The organism is Tepidanaerobacter sp. EBM-38 (assembly GCA_001896545.1).
Lineage (GTDB): Bacteria > Bacillota > Thermosediminibacteria > Thermosediminibacterales > Tepidanaerobacteraceae > Tepidanaerobacter.
In genome coordinates this window covers 42,718-61,752 of sequence record MPOT01000055.1, presented here as the reverse complement: position 1 = coordinate 61,752, position 19,035 = coordinate 42,718, and the positions used below count along the sequence as shown (strand labels likewise).

At 35.3% G+C, this 19,035-nt stretch carries 17 protein-coding genes, 1 other RNA gene and 1 other annotated feature; of the genes, 16 read left to right on the top strand and 2 right to left on the bottom strand.

Annotation, left to right across the window (positions count from 1 at the left end; genetic code table 11):
* From dtd to BUC45_RS06820, 3 genes are all read left to right on the top strand, one after another.
* Positions 1 to 450: a D-aminoacyl-tRNA deacylase gene (gene dtd, locus BUC45_RS06830; protein WP_296971168.1), complete on the top strand. Its 450-nt coding sequence runs from the start codon at positions 1 to 3 to the stop codon at positions 448 to 450.
* 10 nt (positions 451 to 460) lie between these two features.
* The gene (locus tag BUC45_RS06825; protein ID WP_296971167.1) at positions 461 to 1,087 is read left to right on the top strand and encodes an MBL fold metallo-hydrolase; all 627 of its coding nucleotides are present in this window, start codon (positions 461 to 463) and stop codon (positions 1,085 to 1,087) included.
* Between the two features lie 103 nt (positions 1,088 to 1,190).
* On the top strand, positions 1,191 to 1,379 hold the full coding sequence (locus BUC45_RS06820) for a hypothetical protein (RefSeq protein WP_296971166.1): 189 nt from the start codon (positions 1,191 to 1,193) through the stop codon (positions 1,377 to 1,379).
* Between the two features lie 64 nt (positions 1,380 to 1,443).
* Here the strand turns inward: BUC45_RS06820 and BUC45_RS06815 are convergent, their stop codons facing one another.
* Positions 1,444 to 2,613 carry a trypsin-like peptidase domain-containing protein gene (locus BUC45_RS06815; RefSeq protein WP_296971165.1) on the bottom strand — a complete coding sequence of 390 codons (1,170 nt, stop codon included), beginning with the start codon at positions 2,611 to 2,613 and terminating at the stop codon, positions 1,444 to 1,446.
* Between the two features lie 546 nt (positions 2,614 to 3,159).
* Between BUC45_RS06815 and aspS the strand changes: the two genes are divergently transcribed.
* From aspS to BUC45_RS06760, 11 genes are all read left to right on the top strand, one after another.
* Positions 3,160 to 4,932, top strand: a complete 1,773-nt coding sequence (gene aspS / locus BUC45_RS06810; protein ID WP_296971164.1) for an aspartate--tRNA ligase — start codon at positions 3,160 to 3,162, stop codon at positions 4,930 to 4,932.
* A gap of 86 nt (positions 4,933 to 5,018) precedes the next feature.
* Positions 5,019 to 5,205, top strand: a non-coding RNA gene (gene ssrS, locus BUC45_RS06805) — 6S RNA.
* Between the two features lie 30 nt (positions 5,206 to 5,235).
* A complete protein-coding gene (locus BUC45_RS06800; protein ID WP_296971163.1) occupies positions 5,236 to 5,922 on the top strand; it encodes a tRNA threonylcarbamoyladenosine dehydratase in 687 nt (228 codons plus the stop codon).
* 201 nt (positions 5,923 to 6,123) lie between these two features.
* Positions 6,124 to 6,525, top strand: a complete 402-nt coding sequence (locus BUC45_RS06795; RefSeq protein ID WP_296971162.1) for a SoxR reducing system RseC family protein — start codon at positions 6,124 to 6,126, stop codon at positions 6,523 to 6,525.
* 101 nt (positions 6,526 to 6,626) lie between these two features.
* Positions 6,627 to 9,257: an alanine--tRNA ligase gene (gene alaS / locus BUC45_RS06790; RefSeq protein WP_296971161.1), complete on the top strand. Its 2,631-nt coding sequence runs from the start codon at positions 6,627 to 6,629 to the stop codon at positions 9,255 to 9,257.
* A 26-nt stretch (positions 9,258 to 9,283) separates the two neighbouring features.
* Entirely contained in the window at positions 9,284 to 9,541 is a 258-nt protein-coding gene (locus BUC45_RS06785; protein WP_296971160.1) for an IreB family regulatory phosphoprotein, read from the top strand.
* Between the two features lie 245 nt (positions 9,542 to 9,786).
* On the top strand, positions 9,787 to 10,734 hold the full coding sequence (locus tag BUC45_RS06780; protein WP_296971159.1) for an aldo/keto reductase: 948 nt from the start codon (positions 9,787 to 9,789) through the stop codon (positions 10,732 to 10,734).
* Between the two features lie 15 nt (positions 10,735 to 10,749).
* Entirely contained in the window at positions 10,750 to 11,181 is a 432-nt protein-coding gene (gene ruvX, locus BUC45_RS06775; RefSeq protein ID WP_296971158.1) for a Holliday junction resolvase RuvX, read from the top strand.
* A gap of 51 nt (positions 11,182 to 11,232) precedes the next feature.
* Positions 11,233 to 11,535 carry a DUF1292 domain-containing protein gene (locus BUC45_RS06770; RefSeq protein ID WP_296971157.1) on the top strand — a complete coding sequence of 101 codons (303 nt, stop codon included), beginning with the start codon at positions 11,233 to 11,235 and terminating at the stop codon, positions 11,533 to 11,535.
* A gap of 62 nt (positions 11,536 to 11,597) precedes the next feature.
* Positions 11,598 to 11,795: a binding site (T-box leader), on the top strand.
* 212 nt (positions 11,796 to 12,007) lie between these two features.
* Positions 12,008 to 13,579, top strand: coding sequence for a phosphoglycerate dehydrogenase (gene serA, locus BUC45_RS06765; protein ID WP_296971156.1), 1,572 nt, complete (start codon positions 12,008 to 12,010; stop codon positions 13,577 to 13,579).
* Between the two features lie 52 nt (positions 13,580 to 13,631).
* Positions 13,632 to 14,108 (top strand): Fur family transcriptional regulator, encoded by a 477-nt coding sequence (locus tag BUC45_RS06760; RefSeq protein WP_296971155.1) that lies wholly within the window; start codon positions 13,632 to 13,634, stop codon positions 14,106 to 14,108.
* A gap of 25 nt (positions 14,109 to 14,133) precedes the next feature.
* Here BUC45_RS06760 and BUC45_RS06755 read toward each other — a convergent pair whose 3' ends face one another.
* Entirely contained in the window at positions 14,134 to 16,830 is a 2,697-nt protein-coding gene (locus BUC45_RS06755; protein WP_296971154.1) for a calcium-transporting P-type ATPase, PMR1-type, read from the bottom strand.
* 380 nt (positions 16,831 to 17,210) lie between these two features.
* Between BUC45_RS06755 and BUC45_RS06750 the strand changes: the two genes are divergently transcribed.
* On the top strand, positions 17,211 to 17,768 hold the full coding sequence (locus tag BUC45_RS06750) for a QueT transporter family protein (protein ID WP_296971153.1): 558 nt from the start codon (positions 17,211 to 17,213) through the stop codon (positions 17,766 to 17,768).
* 15 nt (positions 17,769 to 17,783) lie between these two features.
* Positions 17,784 to 18,872 (top strand): endolytic transglycosylase MltG, encoded by a 1,089-nt coding sequence (gene mltG / locus BUC45_RS06745; RefSeq protein WP_296971152.1) that lies wholly within the window; start codon positions 17,784 to 17,786, stop codon positions 18,870 to 18,872.
* The last annotated feature ends 163 nt before the right edge of the window (positions 18,873 to 19,035 follow it).

The window sequence follows — 19,035 nt, the reverse complement described above, 5'->3', positions numbered from 1 at the left end:
ATGAGAGCAGTAGTTCAAAGAGTAAAGAAGGCTTCTGTTTCTGTACAGGGAAAAGATATTTCAAAAATAGATAATGGTATTGTGGTTTTTTTAGGTGTTGCTGAGGGCGATACTATGGAAGATGTTGATTATTTAGCGGAAAAAATCGTTGGGCTGAGAATTTTTGAAGATGAAGAAGGGAAAATGAATAAATCTGTTCAAGATATCGATGCTGCAATACTCATCGTATCTCAGTTTACTCTTTTAGGAGATGTCAGAAAAGGACGCAGGCCAAGTTTTTCTAAGGCAGCACAGCCAAAAGAAGCTCAAAAGCTCTATAAAGCTTTAATTGAAGCTTGTAAAAAAAAGGTTAAGACAGTGGAAGAGGGTCAATTTCAAGCGGAAATGCTGGTAAATGTACTAAATGATGGTCCTGTTACAATATTGATTGATAGCGATAAACAGTTTTAGGAGGTATGCTATGTTTTTAAAACGCTTACAGGTTGGAGCTTTAGCTGCTAATTGTTATATTATTGCCGATGAAAAAAATAAAAATGCAGCTATTATTGATCCGGGCGGAGATGCTGATGAGATTATAAAGATAATAACAAAAGAACATCTTATTGTGAAATATATTTTTTTAACACATGGTCATAGTGACCATATTTCTGCATTAAAAGAAGTAAAAAATGCAACTGATGCAAAAATAGCAATTCATGAGCAAGATGCTCCAATGCTTCTTTCGCCTAAAGACAATCTTTCTATATACTTTGGCGAGGGTTTTATACAACCTCCGCCAGACATAATACTAAAAGGTAATGAAAAGTTTGAAGTTGGAGACTTAGTTTTAGAAATAATCCATACCCCCGGCCATACTCCTGGAGGTATATCAATAAAAGTCGGTAATATTGTATTTACCGGAGATACTCTATTTGCAGGTTCGGTAGGAAGAACGGACTTTCCAGGAGGTTCATATGACGAACTTATAAACTCAATAAGAGAGAAATTATTACCATTGGGTGATAACATATCAATATTACCAGGTCACGGAGAACCTTCAACTCTCAGTATTGAGAAAAAAATAAATCCCTTTCTATGTAATAGCTGAAATTTTATTATAATATAATCATAGATATATTATATATACGATTTTATCTAAACATATTTTAATGTATATAGGGAAAACTAAGAGTATATTAGGGAGGGATTGTATGGCAAAGAAAAAAATACGGAATGCTAATGAAATATTTAATTTTAGAGAAAATTATGCTGATATACTCGATCTTTTTAGCCAAGATGATATAACAGATGAAGATATAGCCCAATATGCAAATACTGACTTAGATACAGTAAGAAGTATCAAGCGCAGGTGGATTAATGAAGAAAGCTTTAATACTTAAAAAACCCCGGCTAATAATACTTGCATCGAAAGCCGGGGTTGAAAAATATACAAAGTAATAATTACTATTCTGGTCGTTTTTCAACTACAACGGTAACAAATTTAGTTTGACCGTTTCGCAATATAAGCATTACCAATTTTTCATTTATTTTAGCTTTGCTTATTATTGCACTGACATCATTAGAATTTTTTATGGTAGTATCATTGATTTTTAAAATGACATCACCGCGCATAAGGCCAGCTTTTGCTGCTGGACTGTTAGAAACGACATCGGCTATGATAGCACCATTTGGTTCCTCAAGCTTGAAATATTCTGCCAAATCTTTGGTCATATCCTGAAGTGCTACTCCTATATAAGGTCGAGTGATTGAACCGCTTTTTATTAGCTCATCCAAGACTTCTTTGACGCTATTTATTGGTATTGCAAAGCCAATACCTTGAGCCTGAGCATTAACTGCGGTATTTATTCCTATAACTTTTCCGTCAAGCGATATAAGCGGGCCACCACTGTTACCCGGGTTTATGGCGGCGTCTGTTTGTATCAAGTTATTATAAACCCTTGTGTTGCCTGTATTTTGATCTGCGATAGTAATAGGTCTTTCCTTGGCGCTGATTACTCCGACGGTTACTGTGTGGTCAAGTCGATAAGGATTTCCTATTGCAATAACCCATTCCCCTACCCGTGCACTGTCGGAATCCCCTAATTCTATATGTGGTAGTTTTTTTGAAGAATTAATCTTTAGCACAGCTAAATCCATATTAGCATCTTTTCCTACGACAGTTGCTGTAAAGGGTTCCTGAAATCCTTTTACAGTGACGGTGATTTCTTTTGCTCCACTTATAACATGTTCATTAGTTAGAATATATCCTTCAGAGTTTATAATAAAACCACTACCTAAACCTTTACTAATTTTTGGAGTTGTGCGAAAGCTGAAACTGTCTCCAAAAAAATATCTAAAAAATGGATCATTAAAAAATGGGTCTGAATAATTTTGACTTTCTACTGTGGTTTCAATATATACTATTGCATCGCTAACTTTTTCAACGATTTCAGGTATATTTGTCGGTAAAGCAGTAGAAGTTAGATTTACCTGAGTGTTTCCTTCTATATCGGCATGAGCTGAAGTCCCCGGATAGATGGAATTATAGGCTAAAATACCTCCCGTTACCAAGGCAATTCCTACAGCAAGACCTATTAATACTGCAACAAGATATTTCTTTTTATTAAGATTCATCATAACCAACCTCCATTCTGAATTATTTTATACTCTATTATAATTATAAACATTTAATTTATTAATTTCATGTGAAATTTGTTATGAATTTGTGAATTTTAGTCCGGCAATAGCATTGACATACAACAGTAATTTATTTATAATTGTTAAAAAAGATATCAATAAAAGCAAAGATGGGGAAATGGCATATATTCCATTCAACAGGGAGAAAGGGCCAAGATTGAGAGCTCTTTTAGATAAGTATATGTCTACCAACATAACACCCCGGAGCTTAAATCTCGAATATAAGTAGGGATTTACGTTTTATGCGTTAAAATTTTAAAGTGGGATTTTCCAAACAGGGTGGCACCGCGGGAAGACTCTCGTCCCTGATATTATTTATTATTATCAGTGATGGGAGTTTTTTTATAAGCAAAAATTGTAATGCTGTTTTATGGTAAATGATTTAAACAACAAAGAAGGCCTTTGCCTTGGAAATTTTATATGAACTCTTATGAAATAATTTAAACTGATTTAAAAGTCAATAACTAAAAGGGGTTGTTCATTGTGGAAAAAAAGATTAAAAGAAATTATTATTGCGGTGATTTGACTAAGGAGCATGAAGGAGAGGAAGTATGCCTTTCAGGCTGGGTCCAAACTCGTCGCGACTTAGGCGGTTTAATTTTTGTGGATTTAAGAGATCGCAGCGGTATTGTTCAAGTTGTATTTAATCCTGAGCGTAAAGAGGCTTTTAAGAAAGCTGATGAAATCAGAAGTGAATATGTTATAGCTGTAAAGGGGAAAGTCTGCAGGCGCCCTGAGGAAAATGTAAATGTGAAAATTCCCACTGGATACATTGAAGTAATTGGAGACGAATTAGATATTTTAAGTAAAGCCAAAACTCCACCTTTTCCTATAGAAGACAATATAAAAGTCGATGAAAATGTAAGGCTCAAATATCGATATCTTGATTTAAGAAGACCCAGTATGCAATATAATATGATTTTTCGCAGCAAGATTAATAAGGCTATAAGAGATTTTTTGGATGAAAACGGGTTTGTAGAGGTGGAAACTCCTATCCTTACAAAAAGTACTCCGGAGGGTGCCCGAGATTACTTAGTTCCCAGCAGGTTAAACCCAGGTAAATTTTATGCACTACCTCAGTCACCTCAGTTATTTAAGCAAATATTGATGGTAGCTGGTATGGAGCGATATTATCAAATTGCACGATGCTTCAGGGATGAAGATTTGAGAGCAGACAGGCAGCCTGAGTTTACACAGCTTGATATGGAAATGTCTTTCGTAGATGTTGATGACATGATTTCATTAAATGAAAAGTTAATAAAATATGTAGTAGAAAAGGTTACTGGAATAAAAGTAGAAATACCATTTGCCAGGATGACTTATGAGCAAGCCATGGAAAAATATGGTTCAGACAAGCCTGATACCAGATTTGGCATGGAGATGGTCGATATATCCAATATAGTCGGTAGCAGTAGCTTTAAAGTGTTTAGTGATGCAATTAAAAATGGCGGAAGAGTCAAGGGCATAAATATTAAAAATGGAGGAGAAGTTTTTAGCCGTAGACAGATTGATGAGTTGGTAGAGAAGGCAAAAGAATTTGGAGCAAAGGGCCTTGCCTGGATGAATGTTACATCAGAAGGCATAAAGTCTCCTATAACTAAATTTTTTGACGAACAAACTATCAAAGAAATTAAGGATAAATTTGATTGTGAAGTAGGCGATTTAATAGTATTTATAGCCGACAGCAATGCCGAGCTAGTGATGACTTCTCTAGGCAGCCTTAGGATTTACTTGGCGAAGGTATTAAACTTGATAGATAAAAATAAGCTTAACTTCTTATGGATTACTGAGTTTCCCCTACTAGAATATAATGAGGAAGAAAAGAGGTTTGTAGCAAAGCATCATCCATTTACTTCGCCAATGGAGGAAGATATTCCTTTACTTGACAAAGAACCTTCACGAGTTAGGGCAAAAGCTTATGACATTGTTTTAAATGGTACTGAACTAGGGGGCGGAAGTATAAGAATCCATGATACAGCCCTACAGGAAAAAATGTTTGAAACCCTTGGTTTCTCTAAAGAAAGAGCCTGGAATAATTTTGGCTTTCTGCTCAAGGCTTTTGAGTATGGGACACCACCTCACGGAGGTATAGCTTATGGGCTTGATCGTATGGTTATGTTACTCTTGGGACTTGACAGCATAAGGGATTGCATAGCTTTTCCCAAGACACAAAACGCCTCTTGCCCGATGACTGATGCGCCTAGTGAGGTTGATGCAAAACAGCTGAAAGAGCTACACGTTCAGGTAAAAATATAACGTATCAACATAAATTGGCATGGCTTAATTATGGCGAAACCTTGATAAATAGTAAGTTTTGTGATAATATAATTTTAGAAAATAAATATACCCTGCTGTGTGCGTGTAAACTGGCTTAGTAAAGAGCCAACACTCTAATATAGGGAGTCCGGTCTCTGTATGCTGCATATATGCCCTTTCTAAAGAAGGGAAATATAATGTATTCAGGAGGACACCCACCTGGGAAGCCGGGTCTCTATTTACGGTCAGTAAACACGGCATGGTGGGGTTCGTTTTTATTTATTTGATTTTGGAGAGATTTTAGTGAAAGAGAATTTTTTTTCCAGAACAGAAATCCTCGTGGGCAAAGACGGTATAGAAAAATTAAAAAATGCCAAAGTTGCCGTGATAGGTCTTGGTGGAGTCGGATCTTTTACGGCAGAAGCTCTTGCGCGAGCAGGAATAGGTGAACTCATTCTCGTTGACCATGATATAATTTCTCTTTCTAACATAAATCGTCAAATTCATGCTACTTGTTCTACTGTCGGTTTACATAAAGTTGATGTGATGAAAAATAGGATTCTAGATATTAATCCTCGTGCAAAGGTAACTGGAATAAGAGAATACTATTCTGAAAATACCGCTCCGGATATTTTAAGCGGTAATTTTGATTATGTAGTAGACGCTATAGATAGCTTGAGATCTAAAATAAGTCTTATTGTAAATTGTATAGAACTAGGCGTTCCGATTATTTCAGCTATGGGAGCAGGAAATAAATTAGACCCTACTAAATTTAAAGTGGCAGACATATCAGAAACTTCTGTTTGTCCTATGGCTAGAAAGGTCAGAAAAGAACTTCGAAAGCTTGGCATAAAAAAAGGATTACAAGTTGTATTTTCTACTGAAATTCCTTTAAAACAGCATTATCCCCCAGGTAGCATTTCATTTGTTCCTTCAGTAATGGGATTAATGCTTGCTGGTGAAGTAGTCTGTAAGTTGATAAGAAATTGACCGAGCTGTAGCAATATTATATAATATGTCCATACTCCCATAAGATATATTAGGTAATTCTATGAGCATGAACGCGATTGCTCATATTTCGGAAACAAGATTTGTTTATTTGAATATTTCCAAAGATAGAAGTCAAATAAATTGAACTCTTAAATTTTTTATTATTTATGGAGGAAAAAAATGAGGGAGAAAGCTATTGTAGTGGCAAATAAAAAAAATCATGCGCAAATAGAAATAAGACCAAATTCTTCTTGTAAGGGTTGTAGGGGCTGTTCTGTGGGTAAAGAAGGAAAACCAATAAGAGTTTGGGCGAAAAATTGCGTTAATGCAAAAGTAGGCCAAGTTGTTGAGGTAGAGCTCGGTGCATCGACATTTTTATCAGCTACTTTAATAGTATATGCAATCCCTCTTTTATCATTTTTAGTAGGCATAGGTTTAGGATATAAAGTATCGGGATTATTAAACATAAATTCAACTGAACCTTTCGCAATTTTGATTGGCTTAGTGTTAATGATTATTAGCTTTGGCAGCATACATTTTTTTACTAAACGCAAGGAAATTGAAAACAAATATTCTCCTCGCATTATAAGAATTTCCAAATGATAAGAGGTAAATATTGACAATGGACTATATCTTTTATATAATCCCAGCAGTAATAGAAATTGGGGAAATAATGATTTTGTTTGATTTCGGAGGGTGTTAAAATGATGACCAGTCATGAAATTAGAGAAAAATTTTTAAGTTACTTTGAAAGCAAAGGTCATACAAGGGTTGACAGTTCTTCTTTGATACCACAAAATGATCCTACGCTTTTATTTACTAATGCAGGTATGAATCAGTTTAAAGATGTTTTTCTAGGTCTTAAAAGCCTTCCTTATTCTCGAGCGGTTACTTGCCAAAAATGTGTTAGGGCAGGAGGCAAGCACAACGATTTGGAGAGTGTGGGGAAAACAGCTCGACATCATACATTCTTTGAGATGTTAGGTAATTTTTCTTTTGGTGATTATTTTAAAAAAGAAGCAATAGAATATGCATGGGAATTTCTAACTGATGTGTTAAAACTGCCGAAAGAACAGCTATGGGTCAGTGTTTTTGAGGAAGATGAAGAAGCTTTTGAATTGTGGCAAGCTTATATTCCGGCAGATAGAATTGTCCGACTAGGTGAAAAGGATAATTTTTGGAGTATGGGTGATACGGGACCATGTGGCCCCTGCAGCGAAATATATATTGATCGTGGCGAAGAGCATAGCTGTAATGCAACAGAATGTGCATTAGGCAAATGTGATTGTGATAGATGGCGTGAATTATGGAATCTGGTTTTTATGCAATACAGCAGAGATGAAAACGGAACTATGACACCATTGCCCAAACCCAGTATAGACACGGGTATGGGTCTTGAACGTATTGCGACCGTAATGCAAGGTGTATATAGTAATTATGATACGGATCTCTTAAGGCCCATAATAGCTTTTTTAGAAAACATGACTGGTAAAAAATATAAAGAAGATGAAGAAGGTCTTCCTTTCAGAGTCATTGCTGATCATTCTAGAGCTATTACCTTTTTGATTTCTGATGGTGTACTGCCTGGAAATGAAGGAAGAAATTATGTTTTAAGGCGAATTATACGAAGGGCAGCTCGTTATGGCAAAGAGTTGAACTTAAATGAGCCTTTTTTATATAAAATAGTTCCACAGGTTGTTTCACTAATGAAAGATGCTTATCCTGAACTTGAAAAGAATATAACATATATACAAAAAATAGTAAAATCTGAGGAGGAAAGATTTCTCGAAACACTAAGCGATGGTCTCAAAATTTTATATGAAAATATAGAAATATTATCAAAGGAAAATAAAAAGGAAATACCTGGTCGCACAGCTTTTATGCTTTATGACACCTATGGTTTTCCGATCGATTTAACTTGTGATATAGCTGAAGAAAATGGCATGTCGGTGGACGTTAAGACTTTTGAACAACTTATGTCTAAGCAGCGGGAAAAAGCTAAAGCAGCACGCAAAGAAATGTATGAAGTTGATGAACTCTTTAAAATCTTAGCACCTCTTCCATCTTCGATTTTTGTAGGATACGATACTTTTGAATCAAGTGGTAGTGTGCAATTTATTTTGTCAGGTGATGAACCGGTAAAAACCTGTAATGATAAAGTGAAGGATATTATATTGGTGCTTGACAAAACTCCATTTTATGCTGAATCAGGTGGGCAAGTGGGAGATACGGGTATAATTGAGGGAAAAGATTTTTTGTTTAGAGTGTCGGAAACTCATAAAACGCCTGATGGGAAAATTTATCACATAGGGAAAATAGAAAAGGGCAATATTAATGTTGGTGATACAGTGTTAGCCAGAATTGATGCGGAAAGGCGGCAAAGCATTTCCAGAAATCATAGTGCTACACACCTTTTGCATAAAGCACTAAAAGAGGTTTTAGGGGAGCATGTTAATCAAGCTGGTTCATTAGTTGATGAACATAGATTAAGATTTGATTTTTCGCATTTCTCAGGCCTTACGACTGATGAAATATTACAAGTAGAAATGAAGGTAAATAATGCCATATTGAAAAATCTGCCAGCGAATATATATTGGACAACACTTCATGATGCTCAAGAGCAAGGGGCTGTAGCACTATTTGGTGAGAAATATCAAGAACGTGTTCGCGTTGTATGCTTTGGGGATTATAGCAAGGAACTGTGTGGTGGGACTCATGTAAATTTCTCATCAGAAATAGGACTTTTTAAGATTATTTCTGAAAATAGCATTGGTTCTGGTCTTAGACGCATTGAAGCAGTTTGTGGCCTTAATTTAATGCAGTATTTATATGATAACTTGGAGATTTTAAATGAAACGGCACAACTGCTTAAGGCGTATCCAAATGAGATTACTCAAAAGATTCAAGAACTGCAGGAAAAAATTAGATTGCAAGCAAGAGAAATAGACTCATTAAAGCAGCAGGCTATAAATTCTGAGGTTGCAGAAATATTAAAAAAAGCAGAATGCGTAAACAATATTAATGTAATTTCTGCTAAAACAGAGTCTAAAGATATCGATGATCTTCGGAAAATGAGTGACATGTTGCGGCAAAAGATTAAAACGGGTATTGTGGCTTTAGGAAGCTGCAATGATGACAAGGTATTATTTGTAGTTGCTGTAACAGATGATTTAACTAAAAAAGGTTATCATGCTGGAAAGATAATAAAAAATATAGCTCAAATAGCAGGCGGAAGTGGTGGTGGCAGGCCGGATTTTGCTCAGGCAGGCGGCAAAATTCCAGCCAAAATTGATGAGGCTTTGTCATCTGTTTCAAAAATTATAATGAACATTTAGTACAAAAGCAAATGGAGGGAGATTTTGTGGGGCAAAAAATGGATGAAACTGTTAAATTTAAAGTAGATAAGGAAATCGATATTGATGTTCAAACAATTCTAAAAGAGGTTTGCAAAGCATTAGAAGAAAAAGGATATAATCCAATAAACCAAATTGTAGGCTACCTTTTATCCGGCGATCCAGCATATATTACTAGTCATAATAATGCTAGAAACCTTATTAGGAAACTTGAACGGGATGAATTACTAGAAGAATTATTAAAAAGCTATATTGAAACTAAATAACTGTTTTAGACTTTAAAATCGACAGGTAATGCCGTTGATTCAAAGAGGGTACTGCCTGCCGATATTTTCTTCAAAAAAATACAAAAGCTAACTGACTCAAAAATAAGGTCTTGATTTTCTAGCAATTGAATTTCAGAATTGGTATTTGATTTTTTACACTATCATTTTAGCAGTATAAAAGTGCATTCAGAATATGAATAAGATTATGTTATGTTATTTTGTCTTTGTAAAGAGGTTAGAGAAACATGGAATATATAAATCTAGGAGATACAGATTTAAAAGTATCTCGCTTGTGTTTTGGCAGTTTGACAATAAGTCCTCTTCAAGCTGGCTTACCAGTTGACGATGGAGCTGATATTATACTTTCGGCTATGGATATGGGTGTTAATTTTATAGATACAGCCGAATTCTATCAGAACTATCGTTACATAAATAAAGCACTTACTAGGTCAAAAAAAGACTTTATTATATCCACAAAATCTTATGCCTATACCTATGAAGGGATGAAGAAAAGTGTAGAAAAAGCCAGAAAGGAAACCGGCAAAGATGTTATAGATATATTCATGCTTCATGAGCAAGAAACGAGGCTGACACTAAAAGGTCATAGAGAAGCTTTGGAATATTTGGTGGATGCTCGGGCAAAGGGATTGATAAAGGCGATTGGTGTTTCAACACATACAGTAGAAGTGGTAAATGCTGCAGCCGATATCGAAGAAATCGAAGTTATTCATCCCATAATAAATTTCCGGGGAATAGGCATAAAAGACGGAAGTTTGCAAGATATGGAAAAAGCCATAGAAAGAGCATATAAAAATGGTAAAGGTATATATGCAATGAAAGCATTAGGTGGGGGAAATTTAATAGGCGATAAGGAACGAGCATTTTCCTATATACTTTCATTTCCGTATTTACATTCTGTAGCAGTTGGTATGAAATCTAATGATGAAGTTGTTGCAAATATTAGTATTTTTGAAGGTAAAACTGTAGATTCACATATAGAGAAACGATTGAGCAACGAGAAGAGAAAATTATTGATTGAAGATTGGTGTGTAGGTTGTGGAGAATGTGTAAAGCATTGCCTTTATAATGCGCTGCACATTGTCAATGGCCATTCTATGGTTAATCCTGATGCCTGCATACTATGTGGTTATTGTTCGGGATATTGTCCTGAGTTTTGTATAAAAATCCTTTAAAAGGGGCAAACTTTAATGCGTATTTTAGGTTTGGATGTTGGTGAAAAAAGAGTAGGTGTTGCCATATCTGATGAACTTGGTTTAACTGCTCAAGGGATAGATGTAATAGAAAGAAAGAATGATGGTAAAAATAAAGACATAGATAGAATATGCCAGATTATTTCAGATTATAATGTTACAAAGGTTGTAGTTGGGCTACCTAAAAATATGAACGGTACACTAGGGCCTAGCAGTGAAGCTGTTGAGAATTATGCGATGAAACTACAAAAAGCTATAAGTATAGATTTGGAATTTTGGGATGAGAGGTTGACTACTGCAGCAGCGGAAAGAATTCTGATTGAAGCAGATGTTTCACGTCAAAAAAGGAAAGGAGTTATTGATAAACTAGCAGCTGTATTAATACTTCAAAGTTATTTGGATTCTAAATATGTAGTTGACACTAGATAAGAATTACTATAAAATAATTTTAATTCAAAGTGAATTGGAGTTGAAAAATATATGGATGAGTTAGAAACTATAACATTGTTGGATGAAAATGGTGAGGAAGCCGTATTTGAGGTATTAGGAGTTATTAACGTTGAGGATAATGACTATGCGATTTTAATTCCCATTAGTGAAGATGAAGACGAAGAACAAGCATATATCTTCCGAATTGACACTGACGAAAATGGTGAGGAAGTTCTTTCAGAAGTGGAAGATGACGAAGAATTCGAAATGGTTAAGGATGCATGGGAAACGTTATGCGTGGATGAGTTCGAACTTGATGATGATGAAGATGATTTTGACGAATATGATGAATAAATACTGTTAAAAGACTTGACAGGATAGTTAACCTGCTTTATAATATCTTATAATTTAATCAGTTAAAGACTATGAAAAGGAAAGTTAAAGATGTTTTTTTCAAGAGAGCCGATGGTTGGTGCAAATCGGTAAAAACTCTTTATTTCCGCCTTGGAGTCGTTGGCGAAGAGTCAAACGGTTTTAACCGTTAAATTTTCTAAAGGGTTGCATATTTTGGGAAACTGAAATAGGGTGGCAACGCGGTAAATTCCGCCCCTTGCATTGGGCGGTTTTTTTATTATATTTTTAACTACATATTTGTACATATTTGGGAGAGTGGTAAAATGATCCGGCACTGGTCTTAGTGGATGCGATAAGTTGTTTAGAAGCAGTGGATTTTAAAACTGATTGGAAATGGCAATAAATGATGAACACTTATTTTGGGCTGGTATAAGTGCGGCCGAAAAGATTTTTGCAAAAGGAGAAGGTAAAAATGCGGATTTTAGTAAGTGATGATCTTGCACATGAAGGTATTGACATTTTAAAGCAGGAATTTGATGTTGATGTTAAGACAAACTTAAGTGAAGAACAACTTATGGAAATAATTCAGGATTATGATGCACTTGTTGTTCGAAGTGCGACAAAAGTTACGAAAAACATCATAGATAAAAGTAATTTAAAGGTTATTGGCAGAGCAGGTGTTGGCGTTGATAATATTGATGTTGATTCTGCAACTAGAAAAGGTATTTTAGTAGTAAATGCTCCGGAAGGAAATACTATAGCAGCAAGTGAACATACCGTGGCATTACTAATGGCCGCAGCTAGAAACATACCGGCAGCAGTAGCAAGCCTAAAAAATAAAAAATGGGATAGAAAAAGTTTTGTAGGTGTAGAGCTTCGAGGGAAAACTCTTGGCGTTGTGGGTTTAGGGCGAATTGGCAAAGATGTGGCCTTTAAAGCAATCGGCTTAGGAATGAATGTTTTGGCATATGATCCATATGTAATAAAAGATCACGTGGAGAATATTCATATTAAAGTAGCTGATTTGGAAACAGTAATTAAAGAAGCTGATTTTATAACATTTCATGTTCCTCTTACAAAAACAACTTATCATATGATTGATAAAGAACGTATTGCCATGATGAAAGATGGAGTTATAATCATTAATTGTGCCCGTGGAGGTATAATTGACGAAGCTGCCCTTTATGATGCACTTGTATCAGGCAAAGTTGCTGCTTGTGCTCTTGATGTATTTGAGCATGAACCGCCATTAGAAAGTCCGCTTATTGATCTGCCCAATGTAATTGCAACGCCGCATCTTGGTGCTTCTACGGCAGAAGCTCAGGTTAATGTAGCAGTAGATGTAGCAAAGGATATAATCAGGGCATTAAAAGGAGAAATGGTAAAAAATCCGGTAAATATGATAACTGTTAGACCTGAAGAATACAATGAGATAAAACCTTTTATAGAATTAGCCGAAAAAATGGGCTCACTTTATACTCAGCTAAAAAATGGCCGCATTAGTGAAGTTGAAATGATATATACTGGTAAGATTACGAGATTTGACGTAAAGCCAATTACTACAGCAGGCATAAAAGGCATTTTAACGAATATCTTAGAAATTCCAGCCAACTTAGTCAATGCTTATTTTTTAGCTAAGGAACGTGGCATTAAGATTATCGAAAAGAAGATAAGTAAAGATCAGGATGCACCAGGTACTGTGATTTTAAAAATTACTACAGATAAAGGAGTAGGCAGCGTATCTGGAACGGTTTTTGAAAAAAATGAGCAGAGGATAATCGCTGTTGATGATTATAAGATAGACCTAATTCCAAAAGGCTATGCATTAATGTCATTTCATCGAGATAGACCTGGCATAGTAGGTGAAGTAGGGAATCTTTTAGGGCGCAATGATATCAATATAGCCTATATGCAATTAGGGCGTAAATCATTTAGAGGAGAAGCCCTAATGGTATTAGGGACTGATGAAGAAATTCCAGAAAATGTATTGGATGAAATAAAAAAGATAAAAGATGTTGCTGATGCTGTATTTATAAAATTTTAAATTCTTGACAATGAATATTATTTGCAATATACTTATATACAAAAACGCATAGATGCCAGGAGTGGTGTTTTTGTTAACAGATGAAGAAAAAAAATATAAGATGAGGTTCATTGAAGAGAAGCTAAAAGAGAGAGAATGTAAGCTTACACCCCAAAGAAGAGCTACGCTTGATGTGCTTATTGAGAATCAATCGAAACATCTTAGCACAGAAGATATTTATGAATTAGTAAAGGATAAATTCCCTGATATAGGTCTTGCTACTATATATAGAACCCTACAATTATTTGATGATATTAATATTATTAAAAAATTGGATTTTAATGATGGATGTTATAGGTATGAACTAAGTGAAGACCAGAGACATCAGCATCACCATTTGATTTGTATTAAGTGTGGAAGTGTTTATGAGTTTGATGATGATTTGTTAGATGAATTAGAGGAAAAAATCTATAGAAGTAACGATTTTACAGTGTTAGATCATATGGTGAAGTTCTTCGGATATTGTAAGGATTGCAAAGAAACAAAATAAAGATGAGCCCAATTTGGGCTCATCTTTATTTTGTCTTCAAAAACATTTTACTTATTTCTGCAGCCAAGAAGGGCATTATACCAAAGAGCACTATAACATCCCAGTCATAAATAGAAAGTTTCACAGTATCAAATATCTCTCTTAATGCTGGTACATATAGCACAACTAGCAGTAGCAAGAAAGACACTAGAGTTCCTCCTACCATAAATTTATTACTGAAAAAGCCTATTTTAAATACTGATAAAGTTTCCGAACGAGATGTATAAGCCCTTAGAAGTTCACTGAAAATTAAAGTTGCAAAGGCATAGGTCCGTGCAATTTCCAAATTTGAAGTATTGTTTAAAGAGAATACAAAGACACCCAGGACTGCAATAGTCATAAAAGTACTTTGAATGGCAATTTGCCAGTTCATTTGTTTATCGAGTATTGGTTCATTCGGATTTCTGGGTGGCCTTTTCATAATATTAGGCTCTTTAGCTTCCATCCCCAAAGCCAAAGCGGGGAATGCATCAGTTAATAAATTTAACCATAGAAGCTGAATTGGCTTAAGTGGCACTGGTAAACCAAACAACATAGCCACAAAGATGATTAGTATCTCAGCAATATTGCATGACAGGAGGAAAAAGATAAATTTACGTATATTTGAGTAAATCACTCTACCTTCTTCTACAGCAGAAACAATGCTCGCAAAGTTATCATCTGTGAGAATCATATCAGCAGCTTCTTTTGCGACATCAGTTCCTGTAATTCCCATTGCAATACCGATATCAGCTTTTTTAAGAGCAGGAGCATCATTTACACCATCACCGGTCATCGCAACAATATGACCATTTTGCTTTATAGCATCTACAATTCTTAGCTTGTGGATAGGTGAAACTCGAGCATAAACCGAAACTTCTTTGGCGGCAGCAGCTAATTGTTGCTCATCCATCATATCAAGCTCTGTTCCGGTAAGAGCCTTAGAATTTTCATTAATCATACCTAACTCTCGAGCGATAGCCTCAGCGGTATCTTTATAATCACCGGTTATCATTACAGGTCTAATACCTGCCTCTTTACATGTTCTTATGGCCTCTTTTGCCTCAGGTCTTGCAGGATCAATCATACCGATAAGGCCGACAAAAATCATGTCTTTTTCAATCTCAACAGGGTCAGGTTTTTCAGGGATATCATTCATTGGTTTAAATGCAAAAGCTAGAACTCTTAATGCTTGAGAAGCCATATTATGATTGACCTCTAAAATTTGTTTGCGATCTTCATCATTAATATCGAAAACCTTGCCATTTTTAAATATTTTGCTTGATAAATTAAGCATAATATCAGGTGCGCCCTTTGTAAATGCCATATATTTTTGTTCGTATGGATGAAAAGTAGTCATGCGTTTGCGTTCTGAGTCAAACGGTATTTCTTGCAGTCGAGGCATGCTGTTACATAATTCGTCGGTGCCTAAACCCGCTTTTGCTGCTGCAACCACTAGACATCCTTCGGTTGGATCTCCTATTATACGCCATGTCTTTTCGTCGCCATAACTGCTTTCTTCTAATTTTGCATCATTGCACAACAATCCAATCGTTAGAAGCATTTTTAAATCAGTATCTGCTAAGGGTTCACATTTTGAGTCGCCAATTAAGAAGTCACCATGAGGTTTATAGCCTTCTCCAGAAATTGAATATACTTTATTGTTTACAAATATTTTTCTTGCTGTCATTTCATTTTGAGTTAGGGTACCTGTTTTATCCGAACAAATGACGGTGGTGCTTCCAAGTGTCTCAACTGCGTGCAGCTTTTTTATAATTGCATGTTTTTGAACCATTCGCTGCATACCAAGTGCTAACACTATGGTTACTATAGCCGGAAGGCCTTCAGGTATAGCTGCAACTGCAAGACTGACTGATGTCATAAACATTTCTAAAATTGGAATTCCTCGAAAAATGCCTAATAGGAAAACGATGCCGCAAATAGCTAAACTTGCGATTCCGAGGATTTTCCCCAATTCATCTAGTTTTTTCTGGAGAGGTGTTTCTCCCTCTTCATAAGACTCAAGCATTTCAGCAATTAATCCTATTTCGGTGTTCATTCCCGTAGCAACAACTATTCCCTTACCTCTGCCATAGGTTACTACCGTACCCATAAAAGCTGAGTTGCTTCGATCACCTAAAGGTACTTCTCCACCCAATACCACTTCTGCATTTTTTTCTGCAGGGACTGATTCGCCGGTAAGAGATGCTTCTTCAATTTTTAAGTTTATACTTTCCACAAGCCTAATATCAGCAGGAACATAATTTCCTGCTTCTAAAAGCACAAGGTCACCAGGGACTAACTCACGAGATGGAATCTCCATTATTTTCCCATTTCTTATGACCTTTGCTTCAGGTGCCGCCATTTTTTTAAGAGCTTCCAAAGCCTTATTAGCTCTGAACTCTTGAATAACTCCTAAAACTGCATTTAAAATTACAATAAGTATTATTACAACTGCATCAGTTACCTCTCCGATAATAGCTGAAACAAAACTGGCACCTATGAGGATTAAAACAAGAAAATCTTTAAATTGTTCTAATAACATTTGCCAAATAGTTACACTTTTTTTGCCGACTAGTTCGTTGTATCCAATGGATTCCAATCGTTTTTCAGCTAAATCAGTGGTAAGCCCATTTTTTAAATCTGTATTTAATTTTCCAGATATATCTTCTTTTACCAGGGAGTACCAGTTAATTTTTTCCAATAAATACCCTCCTTCGAAATTATGTAATTATTATATGGAGAAAAAAAATAATTATTAGAAACCAATCACCACCTTTTAATGGTCTTATTGCTACAAGCACAAAAAGACCTTCAACACAATCAATACGATTATGTTAAAGGTCTTGTCTTTCAGATAAACTGAACGATAAAGCCAGGCAAAAGCCGTGCTGGTGACTTTATCAAATATGACTACTCCCCCTTAACGGGTAATCTGATAATGAACATATTTAATAAACACTTTATTCACAAATAATCTTATAGTAAAATTCACAAACTGTCAACTGCGAAATATTGACTAGTGCTGATAGTAACGTTAAACTAAGTCAAGAGGGTAAAAAAATTATGTAGGAAGGTGTTTGAATGCTGTGGGTTGCAATACTTGTCTTGATAATTGGTTTATTGACGGGCTATATATTAGGTAAAATAAAGAAAGATGAAATTAATAATCGGTCCGCTTATATAGCAAGAGCGGCAGTTATAGCTGCTATTTATGCCTTAACTACCTATATTTTTAAACCTATAAGCTATGGTCCGATTCAGGTCAGAGTATCTGAAGCATTGACATTATTACCTCTTCTAGAATCTTCTGCTGTTCCTGGCCTTTTTATAGGTTGTTTGTTAGCTAACATATTGGGGGGCTTAGGCTTATGGGATATTTGCTTAGGCAGCTTAATAACACTAATAGCAGCATATATAACAGGCAAAATGTCTGGCCCCATCTTAGGTGCCTTGCCTCCGATTATTTTGAATGCTTTTGGTGTGGCATATTATTTATCAAAAATCTATAGTGTTCCCTATTGGATGACGGCTTTATATATCGGTTTTGGTGAACTGATATCTGTAGCAGGATTTGGAATTCCCTTATTTTATTTAATACAACGGACAAGCTTGAAGGATTTTTTGAGAAGAAATAAATAAAAGGGGTGTTGCTTTTTGAATATAAAAAACCTCTACTATCGATTGAATGAAAGCAAAGCATTAATATATATAAGAAATAATAAGAAGAAAATAATATTAATTACTTTAATTTTAATGATATCAATTATAGCTTTCCTAGCAATATGGTTTAAAGTTATGCTGCACCCTAAAAATGTTGCAAATGAAGTTTTTATCGAAGTTGAAGTCAGTAGTGGTACCACTGCAGACCATCTAGCGGTAAAAATGCAGGAGATAGGTATAATTAAAAATCACAACGCTTTTAGATTATATGCAAAAATAAAAGGGAAAGATATAAAAATAAAATCTGGTAAATATTATTTAAGCCCATCAATGACAGCAGAGCAAATTCTCGACAAATTAGTAAGAGGGGATACTATCGACAGTGACATTAAGGTGACAATACCTGAGGGGAGCACGTTGAAAAACATAGCTAGAATCTTAAATGAAAAAGGTGTGGTTAATGATATAGAGGAATTTGCAAATTGTGCTATGGTAGAAAAATTCAAAGAAAAATATTTTTTCATGAAAGATTTTCCTTCAAATGCTAGTTTAGAAGGAGTCCTCTTCCCTGATACATATTTTCTACCGCCTGGTAAAAATACAGAGTTTTATATTGATATATTTTTAAAGCGATTTGAAGATATTTATTTCAATAAAGTAGATCCGATTGTAAGAGAAAACGAAATTGATTTTAATATATACCAAATTGTAACCATGGCTTCCATTGTAGAAGGTGAGGCAAAACTGGAAAGTGAAAGACCAATAATTGCAGGCGTCTTCTATAATCGACTAAAAAAAGGGATGCCTTTGCAGTCCTGTGCAACAATAGAGTTTATTTTGGATGAACACAAAGAATGGTTATCTCTTGATGATTTAGAGATAGATTCCCCATATAACACATACAAAAACGAAGGCTTGCCACCTGGACCGATTGGAGCGCCGGGGCTTTCATCCCTGTTAGCGGCAGCCGATCCGGCAAAAGTAGATTATCTTTATTTTGTAGCTAAGGGAGATGGTTCTCATGTGTTTAGCAGAACTTATGCCGAACATTTGAAAGCTCAAAACAGAGTTCAATACAAGTAATAGATGATTTATTTTTGAGCATAAAAAGCTATCGTATGGGCATCATACTTTTGGGTGAATTTTAAATGAAAAAAAACAATAGGATATTAATTTTGTTTTTTTCAGTTGCTGTTATTTGTATGATGCTAATTTTTAGACTTTTTTATATTCAACTTGTGAGAGG